The organism is Hyphomonas sp. UBA3195 (assembly GCF_002366485.1).
GTDB lineage: Bacteria > Pseudomonadota > Alphaproteobacteria > Caulobacterales > Hyphomonadaceae > Hyphomonas.
On the sequence record NZ_DEXB01000035.1, the window covers coordinates 1 to 11,103 of the forward strand.

At 60.0% G+C, this 11,103-nt stretch carries 9 protein-coding genes and 1 riboswitch; of the genes, 6 read left to right on the top strand and 3 right to left on the bottom strand.

Annotated elements, in window-relative coordinates; translation table 11 throughout:
- The 3 genes from recA to metA form a co-directional block, all read left to right on the top strand.
- The coding region (gene recA, locus B2344_RS11075; protein ID WP_290485221.1) for a recombinase RecA at window positions 1-999 on the top strand (999 nt) is incomplete at its 5' end.
- A 185-nt stretch (window positions 1,000-1,184) separates the two neighbouring features.
- On the top strand, window positions 1,185-3,824 hold the full coding sequence (gene alaS, locus B2344_RS11080) for an alanine--tRNA ligase (RefSeq protein ID WP_290485222.1): 2,640 nt from the start codon (window positions 1,185-1,187) through the stop codon (window positions 3,822-3,824).
- 44 nt (window positions 3,825-3,868) lie between these two features.
- Window positions 3,869-3,946, top strand: a riboswitch (SAM riboswitch).
- Between the two features lie 54 nt (window positions 3,947-4,000).
- A complete protein-coding gene (gene metA, locus B2344_RS11085; RefSeq protein ID WP_290481623.1) occupies window positions 4,001-4,945 on the top strand; it encodes a homoserine O-acetyltransferase MetA in 945 nt (314 codons plus the stop codon).
- Window positions 4,946-4,980: 35 nt separating this feature from the next.
- Here the strand turns inward: metA and B2344_RS11090 are convergent, their stop codons facing one another.
- From B2344_RS11090 to ispH, 3 genes are read right to left on the bottom strand one after another with little or no spacing between them, the layout of a single operon-like run.
- Window positions 4,981-5,640 (bottom strand): glutathione S-transferase, encoded by a 660-nt coding sequence (locus B2344_RS11090; protein WP_290485223.1) that lies wholly within the window; start codon window positions 5,638-5,640, stop codon window positions 4,981-4,983.
- A complete protein-coding gene (locus tag B2344_RS11095; RefSeq protein ID WP_290479031.1) occupies window positions 5,637-6,578 on the bottom strand; it encodes a rhodanese-related sulfurtransferase in 942 nt (313 codons plus the stop codon). Before B2344_RS11095 ends, B2344_RS11090 begins: the two co-directional genes overlap by 4 nt.
- A 57-nt stretch (window positions 6,579-6,635) precedes the next feature.
- Window positions 6,636-7,589 carry a 4-hydroxy-3-methylbut-2-enyl diphosphate reductase gene (gene ispH, locus B2344_RS11100; RefSeq protein ID WP_290483681.1) on the bottom strand — a complete coding sequence of 318 codons (954 nt, stop codon included), beginning with the start codon at window positions 7,587-7,589 and terminating at the stop codon, window positions 6,636-6,638.
- A gap of 112 nt (window positions 7,590-7,701) precedes the next feature.
- On the opposite strand from ispH, the gene B2344_RS11105 reads away from it, so the two are divergent.
- From B2344_RS11105 to B2344_RS11115, 3 genes are all read left to right on the top strand, one after another.
- A complete protein-coding gene (locus tag B2344_RS11105; protein WP_290483682.1) occupies window positions 7,702-8,259 on the top strand; it encodes a hypothetical protein in 558 nt (185 codons plus the stop codon).
- A gap of 3 nt (window positions 8,260-8,262) precedes the next feature.
- Window positions 8,263-10,035 (top strand): arginine--tRNA ligase, encoded by a 1,773-nt coding sequence (argS, locus tag B2344_RS11110; RefSeq protein ID WP_290479029.1) that lies wholly within the window; start codon window positions 8,263-8,265, stop codon window positions 10,033-10,035.
- A gap of 70 nt (window positions 10,036-10,105) precedes the next feature.
- Window positions 10,106-11,103: DUF697 domain-containing protein (locus B2344_RS11115; RefSeq protein WP_290485224.1), on the top strand; the 998-nt coding region annotated here is incomplete at its 3' end.

The following is an 11,103-nucleotide window of genomic DNA, read 5'->3' on the forward strand; positions in this document are numbered from 1 at the left end:
GGCAAGGGCTCGGTCATGCGCCTTGGCGACAAGAAGGTAATGGATGTCGAAGCGGTGCCCACCGGTTCGCTCGGCCTCGACATTGCGCTCGGCATTGGCGGCCTGCCCAAGGGCCGTATCATCGAAATCTATGGTCCGGAAAGCTCGGGCAAGACGACGCTGGCCCTGCACAGCGTGGCAGAAGCCCAGAAGAATGGCGGCGTCTGTGCCTTCATCGACGCCGAACACGCGCTGGATCCGCTCTATGCGGGCAAGCTCGGTGTGGACCTTGATGACCTTCTGATCTCCCAGCCGGACACGGGTGAACAAGCGCTCGAAATCGCTGACACGCTGGTCCGTTCCGGCGCGGTTGATCTACTGGTCATTGACTCGGTGGCGGCCCTCACGCCACGCGCTGAACTCGAAGGCGAGATGGGCGACTCTTTGCCAGGTCTGCAGGCCCGCCTGATGAGTCAGGCGCTGCGCAAGCTGACCGGCTCGATCTCCAAATCCAAATGTATGGTGATCTTCATCAACCAGATCCGCATGAAGATCGGCGTCATGTTCGGCAGCCCGGAGACCACGACCGGCGGGAACGCCCTGAAATTCTACGCCTCGGTCCGGCTCGACATCCGCCGCATTGGCGCGATCAAGGACCGGGACGAAGTGATCGGCAACCAGACACGCGTCAAAGTAGTCAAGAACAAGGTTGCGCCGCCCTTCCGCCAAGTCGAATTTGATATTCTTTATGGCGAAGGCATTTCCAAGACGGGTGAACTCATTGATCTTGGCGTGAAGGCTGAAGTCGTTGAAAAGGCTGGCTCCTGGTACTCCTACAAGGGAGAGCGCATGGGGCAGGGCCGCGAGAAGACCCGTAACTTCCTGAAGGAAAACCCGGCCATCGCCGACGAGATCGAGGATGCGATCCGGCGCAATGCAGGCCTTCTGGCGGATGAATTGCTGAATGCCGGCATGGAATCCGAACAGGAAGACGATCTGCCAGACGCCGCAGAAGGCTGATCCACAGGATTTCTGGTCCTGAAATACACATTTCAGGGCCAGAAATACCCTCTCTCTCTCCAGAGAACTGTCCCTTTGTGGCGCACCCCGCTTGGCGTGCCGCAAAGGGACCTTTATATCGCCGGTGTAATAAGTGCGTCGATTGACTCGGCCGCAACACTGATCGCAAGGACACAGAGCTGCCCATGACCGGCGTAAACGAGATTCGCGAGACCTTTCTTTCCTTCTTCGAGAAGCGAGGGCACCTGCGTCAGGCATCTGCGCCGCTCATCCCGCAGAACGATCCCACCCTGCTCTTCGTCAATGCCGGCATGGTGCCGTTCAAGAACATCTTTACCGGTGCCGAGACGCCCCCCGGCCCGCGCGCGACGACATCTCAGAAATGCGTTCGCGCGGGCGGCAAGCACAATGACCTCGACAATGTCGGCTACACGGCCCGCCACCATACCTTTTTCGAAATGCTCGGGAATTTTTCCTTCGGCGACTATTTCAAGGAAGACGCAATCGAATTCGGTTGGGAGCTGTGCACCAAGGAATTCGCGCTCGACCCGAAAAAACTCCTCGTCACGGTCTATGCCGAAGATGATGAAGCCGCAGCGCTCTGGAAAAAGATCGCCGGCCTCGAGGATTCCCGGATCATCCGGATCGGCACATCGGACAATTTCTGGTCCATGGGTGACACCGGTCCGTGCGGCCCGTGTTCCGAAATCTTCTATGATCATGGCGAAAGCGTTCCCGGAGGCCCTCCCGGCAGCCCGGATGAGGACGGCGACCGCTTTATCGAGATCTGGAACCTCGTTTTCATGCAGTTCGACCAGCAGGCCGATGGCTCGCGCAAAAATCTCCCCAAGCCCTCCATTGATACCGGCATGGGTTTGGAGCGGATTTCGGCCGTCCTGCAGGGCGTCCACAATAATTACGACATCGATCTCTTCAAATCGCTGATCGCGGCCGAGGAAGACCTCTATGGTGCGAAGGCTGCAGGCGACCAGCTTGCCTCCTTCCGCGTCATCGCCGACCATTTGCGCACATCGGCCTTCCTGATTGCTGATGGCGTCCTGCCGTCGAATGAGGGCCGGGGATACGTCCTGCGCCGCATCATGCGCCGCGCGATGCGCCACGGACACCTGCTCGGCGCGCGCGAACCGCTGATGTACAAACTTGCCCCGGCGCTGATCTCGGAAATGGGCAAGGCCTATCCGGAGCTTGGCCGCGCCAAAGCCGCCATTGAGTCTGCCCTCGAACAGGAAGAGGCTCGCTTCCAGCGCACTTTGGGCAATGGCTTGTCGCTGCTCGACAAGGAAACGGCGGACATGAAGGCCGGCGATGCGCTGCCGGGCGACGTCGCCTTCAAACTGTCCGACACGTATGGTTTCCCCCTCGACCTCACGCAGGACATCCTGCGCGGGCGGGAGATGAGCGTCGATGTTGATGGTTTTGAAACCGCGCTCGAGCAACAGCGCCAGGATAGCCGCGCAGCAGGGTTCTCCTCCGGAGATCAGGCAACGGATGATATCTGGTTCCGCGTCCGCGACGATGCTGGCGCCACAAGTTTCACCGGCTATGATGGCACCGAAGGCAAGGGCAAGCTGGTCGCAATCGCTGCTGGCGGCGCACGGGTTGATGCACTGTCTGCCGGCCCGGCTGAGCTCGTTTTCGACACAACGCCTTTCTATGCAGAATCCGGTGGGCAGGCCGGCGACCATGGTGAGATAGTGTTCGGTAACGGCGCGCGCTTCATCGTGCGCGATGTCCAGAAGCGCGCAGGTGATCTGCACGTTCACATCGGGGAGCTTGTCTCGGGCGAAGCCAGGCTCGGCGACACGGCCAGCCTGCATGTCGATGCCGCCCGTCGCCGCGCCATCATGGCCAACCATTCGGCAACCCACATCATGCATGCTGCCTTGCGCAATGTGCTCGGCGAACATGTCACGCAGAAGGGCTCACTGGTCGAGGCTGATCGCTTTCGTTTTGATTTTTCGCACAATGGTCCGATGACGCCAGCAGAACTCGAAGCGGTCGAGGATGAAGTCAATGCCCAGATTCGCGAAAACCACCCGACGGGCATTCAGGTAACTTCACCTGACAAGGCCATCGAAGCGGGGGCACTTGCATTGTTCGGTGAGAAGTATGGCCACGAAGTCCGTGTGCTGTCCATGGGCACCGGCGATGCACGGCGCTATTCAGTTGAACTGTGCGGCGGTACCCATGTCGAGCGTGCCGGGGATATCGGCGTATTCGTGATCATGTCAGAGAGTGGTGTGTCGGCAGGCGTGCGCCGAATCGAAGCGGCAACAGGCGCCGAGGCGCTGGCCTATCTCAAGGGACGCGCCCAGATTGCGGTAGACCTTGCCGAGAGCTTGAAAGTTCCGCTCAAGGATGTCCCGCGCCGAGTGGCTGCGCTCGGCGAGGAGCGTAGGTCGCTGGAAAAAGAACTGGCCGACGTCAAGCGCAAGCTCGCCATGGGCGGCGGCGGTGGCGCGCCGGCCGGGCCGGAAGAGATCAATGGCGTGAAACTGATGGCGCGCATTGCTGAAGGTGTGGGCGGCAAGGAGTTGCGCACGCTGGTGGATGAGGCCAAGGCCCAGATCGGATCCGGCATCGTGGCCTTTGTCGGCGTCGCCGATGGCAAGGCCGGTGTTGCCGTTGGGGTGACCAAGGACCTGACCGACACCTATTCGGCGGTCGATCTCGTCAAGGCGGCCAGCGAGGCGCTTGGTGGCAAGGGCGGTGGCGGACGGCCTGACATGGCTCAGGCGGGCGGCCCTGATACCGACAAGGCCGACGATGCGCTCGCCGCTGTTCGCGCGGCGATTGCGGGCTGATCCCCTCACGCGAACCGATTGACTCCCGCCACGGGGCGCCTATGTAGAGGCCCCGTGGTGATTTGGTCGGTCGGCTTGCAGCCACGTTAAACAACTTGCTAAAAGGCTGCGCGGGAAATCCGAACACGCTCACAGCAAGATTCCGACTGGCCGAAACTGGTAGCGGAGTAGAGCCTATGCCCATTCGAATTCCTGACGGTTTGCCCGCGCGCGACCTGCTCGTGCGTGAAGGCGTGCAGGTGCTCGATGAATCCATCGCAACGCGTCAGGATATTCGCCCGATGCGGATTGCGCTGCTCAATCTGATGCCGAACAAGATCGAGACTGAATCCCAGATCGCCCGCCTTGTCGGCGCGACGCCGCTGCAGGTGGAGTTGACTCTGGTGCGCATCGGCAGCCATGTGGCGCGCAACACGCCGGAGGATCACCTCATCTCCTTCTACCATACCTGGGATGAGGTTAAGGATCGCAAGTTTGACGGCTTCATTATTACCGGTGCGCCGATTGAGACCCTGCCGTTCGAGGACGTCACCTATTGGGACGAACTCACGCAAATTCTCGACTGGACCGAGACTCATGTTCATTCCAGCTTCTTCATCTGTTGGGGGGCCATGGCGGCCGTGCATCATTTCCATGGCGTGCCTAAGCATACTCTCGAAGAGAAGGCGTTTGGTGTCTATCGTCACCATAACCGCAAACCGGAATCTCCGTTCCTCACGGGCTTCTCGGATGATTTCTCGATCTCGGTGTCCCGCTGGACCGAAGTGCGCCGCGAAAATATTCCGTCCGGCAGTGGTCTGAACATCCTGATGGAGAGTGACGAGACCGGGCTCTGCCTGTTGCATGAGGCCCGCGGCAACCGGCTTTATATCTTCAATCATATCGAATATGACTCAACCTCTCTGGAGAATGAGTATCGCCGAGATGTGGCGTCAGGTAAGCAGATTGCTGTGCCGGCCAATTACTTCCCGGATGACGACCCCAGCCGCAAGCCGAAAAATCGCTGGCGATCCCACGCGTTTCTTCTGTTTGGAAACTGGATAAATCAGATGTACCAGACCACGCCCTATAATCTGGAAGATATCGGGACAGACCGTGCCGGTGATAGCAAGACCAGATAGCCGGTTTTGGTGGGTAGACGGTAAGCTTTGTGTCGTCAGGCGGCAGCGGGCAATAATGGCTCGTCACTGCCCGGTTTCCACTGGGCATATTTCGCCATCACACTCTTGAACAGGGCGCTCTGCTTGTGACCGTCCAGCCAGACCTGTAGCGCAGGCAAATCCTGCGCCCGGAACCAGTCCATGTCGGTATGCGCATACTGGCGGACGAAGGGGAATATGGCCATATCGGCCAGGCTGCGCGTTGGCCGCACAAGCTGGCCGCCATGTGCTTCCAGCCTTGAATTAAGGTCCCGAAGTATGTCGAGCCCCGCCTCTCGCGCCGCGCCGGGGACAAGATCTTCGTCGGAGTACCGGTTGGGGTATTTATAGCGATCCAGCGCGTGTTTGAACACGCCATCATTGCGGGAGATCAACATGTCCGTCGTTTCCGGGTCTGCCGCCAGCCAGCCCTCGGGGTCATTCTGCGCCAGCGACCACCGCATGACGTCGAGGCTCTCGTCCACGACCTCACCAGAGGTCGTTACCAGAACCGGCACCGTGCCCTTGGGGCTGGCGGCCAGCATGTCGGCGGGCTTGTCGCGGAGCACCACTTCGCGAACATGGACCGGTAGACCTGCCATAGACAGACCCATTCGTCCACGCATCGCATAGGGACAGCGCCGGAACGTATAGAGGATGTGCCCTGGCGCGCTCACGCGTCTTCGCTCCGCCGCGCCTCCGGGCCCATATGTTCCTGACCTCGTTTGCGGGCAAGGTCGATTTGCTTCTGCCGTTCGGCGAAACGTGCGCGCTGTTCATCGCTCATTTCGTCAATACAGTGCGGGCAGGAAACGCCAGGCACGTAGGCGGCCTCCGCCTTGTCTTCATCCGTGATCGGCCGTTTGCAGGCATGGCACATATCATAGCTGCCGGGGGTGAGATCATGGCGCACCGACACGCGTTCGTCGAAGACGAAACATTCGCCGCGCCATTTGCTGTCGGTCTCCGGAACGGTCTCGAGATATTTCAGAATGCCGCCTTTCAGGTGGAACACGTCGTCAATGCCTTCGGCCTTTACAAAGCTGGTCGCCTTTTCACAGCGGATGCCGCCGGTGCAGAACATGGCAACTTTGGGCGTGCGTCCTTCGGCTTCCAGCCGCTCACGGAACTTGCGGAACCAGTCCGGAAATTCGCGGAATGTTTTTGTCTCCGGATCGATCGCGCCTTCGAACGTGCCGATGGAATATTCATAATCATTGCGCGTATCGATCAGCACAGTGTCCGGGTCGCTGATGAGGTCGTTCCACTCGGTTGGCTCGACATAGGTGCCGACCAGCGCATTCGGGTCTGTGCCCTGTATGCCCATGGTCACGATTTCCTTTTTCAGGCGCACTTTGAGGCGCAGGAAAGGCATCTCGTCGGTTTCGGAGAACTTGGCTTCAAGGTCGACCGCGCCCGGCAGGGCACGCAAAGTGGCCAGCGTCGCCTCGACGCCCTCGGCTGTCCCGGCAATCGTGCCATTCACGCCCTCGGAGGCGAGCAGCACCGTGCCTTTTACACCCGCGCCGCACAGCGTCTCCGCCAGCGCAGCCCGGCGGGCTTCAAAGTCCGGAAACGAAAAGAATTTGTAGAAGGCAGCAACAGTGTAGGTCATGCGCGACCTTATGCCAGAATGTTGCAGCGATTTGAATATCCGGCAGCAGGCAGACGCCTAAGCCGGCTCGGACAATATGCGCGGCAATTTGAAAGTTACCGTTTCACGCGCTGTTTCGACCTTTTCAACCGACACATCGAAGCGCTCGGAACAGGCATTGATCACGCCCTGCACCAGGTCTTCCGGCGCGCTCGCTCCAGCCGTCAGGCCAAGTATGCTCACACCTTCAAACCAGGCCCAGTCGATATTCTCGGCGCTCGCGACCAGTTCTGCCCGTGCGGCGCCCGCACGTTTGGCCACTTCGACCAGGCGAACCGAATTCGAGCTTGTGGTCGCCCCGATCACGAGAACGAGATCTGTGCCGGGCGCGAACGACTTCACCGCTTCCTGACGATTGGTGGTGGCGTAGCAGATATCTTCCTTGTGAGGGCTCGAAATGCCCGGAAAGCGCGTCTGCAGCGCCGCCACGATGTCTGCTGTATCGTCAACAGAGAGGGTTGTCTGGGTCACGAAAGCGACATTGTCCGGATTTTTCGGCGCGAAGCTCGCCACGTCTTCAACGGTCTCGATCAGGGTGATGGTATCACCCGGCAACTGGCCCATCGTGCCAATCACTTCCGGGTGTCCGGCATGGCCGATCAGCACAATTTCCCGGCCTTCCCGGTGATGGCGCTCGGCCTCGACATGCACTTTGGAGACGAGTGGGCAGGTAGCGTCGACAAAGATCATGTTGCGGCGCTGGGCTTCGGCCGGCACGGATTTCGGCACGCCATGGGCGGAGAATATCACCGGGCGATCTTCCGGGCATTCGTCCAGTTCTTCGACAAAGATAGCGCCCAGATCCTCGAGTCGGCTCACCACATGGGCATTGTGGACGATTTCGTGGCGCACATAGACCGGCGCGCCCCACTTTTCGAGCGCTTCCTCGACGATCTGGATGGCCCGATCAACGCCAGCGCAGAAGCCGCGCGGCGCCGCAAGTCGGATCACAAGAGGCTGCCTGTCGTTCATTTCATCCTACTTCCTGCCTGCGGGCGTTGCGCCGAGACGTCTGGGCCTTTAACACATCTGCAGCAACAGATGGACAGGCCTTTGCATCAGGCCAAGAAGGACACGCCGACGCATGATCAAATATGCCCCACTTCTCGCCGCGGTCATTCTCACTGGCTGTGGTGCCGGAAAGATCGCGGACAGTTTCGACACGCGCCAGAATGCCGGCCCGTGCCCACCCGTCGGTGCCCTCTATGATTCGTCGCGCTATGTCGAATTTGATGGTGGTGGCGAGCTGTATTCCAATATCGAATTCACGGGTGAAATCATCAATGTACGGCTGTTCTGCCGTTATGTTGAGGACAATCCACTGGAAGCTGAAGTCGAGATCGATTTCGCGTTCGGCAAAGGCCCCGCAGCGGATTCCAGTGCTCACACTTACCCTTACTACGTCGCGGTCACGCGCCGGAACGGCAAGGTGCTGGCAAAGAAATACTTCAACACCGAGGGCAATTTCCGGGGCCAGAACCTGACCGGAAAAACCGAAGTCATAGGCACAATCGAAATTCCGCGTGTGGATGAGTCGATTTCGGGCACGAACTTCGAAGTCGTCGTGGGGTTCGAACTGACCCAGGAGCAATTGGAATTCAACCGCGCGGGCAAGCGTTTCCGCATGGATGCCGGACAGTAACCAATGGCCAGCCTGATCAATGATCTGTCGGTGGCCGCCAGCGCCGCCTTTGAAGCCATGGGGCTGGAGTCGAAATGGGGCGCCGTGCGCCGCTCTGACAAGCCGGAATTCGCGGACTTCCAGTGTAACGGCGCAATGGGGGCGGCCAAGTCGGCCGGCAAGAATCCACGCGAGATCGCGGGAGAGATCGCGGCGACACTGAAAGATCATCCCATGGTCCTGTCGGCAGAAGTCGCCGGGCCGGGCTTCATCAATATCCGCGTCTCCGACGAGGCGATGTCGGCGCGTGCTGCGGGCATCCTGTCGGACGACATGGCGGGCGGCGAACTGGCGGCTGACCCCAAGGTCACTGTGATCGACTTTGGTGGCCCGAACGTGGCCAAGCCGATGCATGTCGGACATCTGCGCTCCGCCGTGATCGGCGACACATTGGTGCGACTACTCCGTTTTCTCGGCGACAAGGTAACAGGCGACACCCATCTCGGCGACTGGGGGCTCCAGATGGGCCACCTCGTGACAGAACTGTATGACGAGCAGCCCGATCTGATCTATTTCGACGCCGTCTATGAGGGCCCGTATCCGGAACAGCCACCCGTCACGATCGAAGACCTCGCACGCCTCTACCCGGCGGCCAGCAACAAGGCCAAGGCGGATGCGGCGCGCAATGAGCGCAGCCAGAAGGCCGTGGCCGAACTCCAGGCCGGGCGACCAGGTTATCGCGCCCTGCTGCGACATTTCATTGATGTGTCGGTCGCTGCGCTCAAGATCGACTATGAATTCCTGAACGTTCATTTCGACCTGTGGAAGGGCGAGAGTGATGTCGATCACTTGATCCCGGGTCTCGTCGAGAAGTTCAAGGACGCCGGCCTTTCCGAAGAAGACGACGGCGCCGTGATCGTTCGCATCGAGCGTGAGAGCGACAAGAAGGACATGCCGCCGATCATGCTGGTCAACAGCCGCGGCGGCACGGGCTATCATACCACCGACCTCGCGACGATTGAGGACCGGATGGAGCATATGGATCCAGTTCCGGAACTGATGCTCTATGTCGTGGACCAACGTCAGGCGCTGCATTTCGAACAGGTCTTCCGCGCCGCCGAAATGCTGGGCCTGATCGATGAAGGCCATATGGAACACATCGGCTTCGGCACGGTGAACGGTCCCGACGGCAAGCCGTTCAAGACCCGCGAAGGCGGCGTGCTTCGGCTGGCGGACCTCAACGCCATGGCCTTCGAAGAAGCCCAGAAGAAGATTGCGGAAGCCGGAAAGCTGCCGGAAGACATGTCGGAAGACGAGCGCCGGGATGTAGCCGCCAAGGTGGCGCTGGCGGCACTGCGCTTCTCGGACCTGCACAACACCCGGACTAGTAACTACGTCTTTGATCTCGACCGCTTCACGAGCTTTGAGGGCAAGACTGGGCCATATTTGCTCTATGCGGCCGTGCGGATCAAATCGGTCCTGCGCAAGGCAGAAGAGGCTGGCCACAAGGCTGGCGAGATCCGGATCGGCCATGACGCCGAACGCGCGCTTGTGTTGCAACTGGATGGCTTCGCGGCGACGCTGCTGCAGGCGCGTGAAAAGCGTATGCCGCACATCCTCTGCGAGCATGTCTACAATCTCGCGCAGGGGTTCAGCGCCTTCTATGCTGCGCTGCCGATTGCGTCCGAAGAAGACCCTGACCTTCGCGCCAGCCGGCTTGCCCTGTCAGCCGCCGTGCTCAAGCAACTCGAAACTGGCCTCGACCTTCTCGGCATTCGCATTCCGGAGCGCATGTAGCTACGTATTGCCTTGGCCCAACTCCTCGCTGATCCTCTTCGGAGAGATCAGTCAGTAGAGGAGTTCCGATATGGCCAAGACCATGCCAGTCCCGGTGGAGACCAGTTCAGACAGCGCGTACCAATGGGAGTTTGCATCCCAATGGTCGAAAGCCTGGAAAGTCATCAAATGGTCTGGAGCGGCGCTGCTGACGCTCGCCTTCCTGACCGTGATCGGACAGGGATTTCTGTTCTACCGCCTGTTCGACGATGTACACCCGGTGCTGGGGTACGCGTTCATCCTGCTGCTGGCGGGATTGTTGCTTTTGCTGGTCGGGCGGCCTCTCGCGTCATTCCTGTCCATGCCCGTCGCAGCGAAACCGCCCCATACGCCGTTCGACATTGAAAACCCGGACATATCGCTCCTGTCGCAGCGCCTGAAATACGATTTGAAATATCTCACCATGTTGAAGCGCAATCCGCTCCTGGTCGAGGACGTGGCGTCTATCGAGGAAGGCATGGTGGCCGGGCGCGCTTTGCTGGCCCGGTTCGCGGCGGCGGACATGACAGAGGCCGCCACGGTCGCAGCAGACCTTGAAGCTTTCCAGAAGCGCCATATCGAAATCCATCTCAAGAAACTCGACGCCAAGGTCGACAAGCTGATCCATGCCGAAGCGGTCGGCGTCGGCGTGGCCACGGCTTTCTCCATGAACGGCACCGTTGATGCTTTCGTGGTGCTGTGGCGCAATGCGAACTTGATCGCGAAGATTTCCCAGATCTATTTTGGCCGCCCACATCTCGGCGGCACATTACTGATCCTTCGGGACGTGGCGGCCATCGTCGTGGTCAGCCGTGCGTTGGAAGATGTGACCGACATGACGGGGGATGTGATCGGCGGCCTGTTGGGGCGTATGGGCGGATTGATCGCCGGACCGGTCATGGACGGAGCGGTAAACGCCATGCTGACCCTGAAGATGGGGTATCTCGCCAAGCGCCGCTGCCGGGCCTTTGAAGGCTGGTCCGCGCGACAGGCCCGCTCGATTTCTGCCGAAGCACTTGCACGCGTGAAAAAGGAATCCGGCTCGGTCGC

What these genes read in the sequence shown, in the direction of transcription:
- alaS (WP_290485222.1), top strand. Translation starts at nt 1,185, where the DNA reads ATGACCGGCGTAAACGAGATTCGCGAGACCTTTCTTTCCTTCTTCGAG.
- metA (WP_290481623.1), top strand. Translation starts at nt 4,001, where the DNA reads ATGCCCATTCGAATTCCTGACGGTTTGCCCGCGCGCGACCTGCTCGTG.
- B2344_RS11095 (WP_290479031.1), bottom strand. Translation starts at nt 6,578, where the DNA reads ATGACCTACACTGTTGCTGCCTTCTACAAATTCTTTTCGTTTCCGGAC.
- ispH (WP_290483681.1), bottom strand. Translation starts at nt 7,589, where the DNA reads ATGAACGACAGGCAGCCTCTTGTGATCCGACTTGCGGCGCCGCGCGGC.
- B2344_RS11105 (WP_290483682.1), top strand. Translation starts at nt 7,702, where the DNA reads ATGATCAAATATGCCCCACTTCTCGCCGCGGTCATTCTCACTGGCTGT.
- argS (WP_290479029.1), top strand. Translation starts at nt 8,263, where the DNA reads ATGGCCAGCCTGATCAATGATCTGTCGGTGGCCGCCAGCGCCGCCTTT.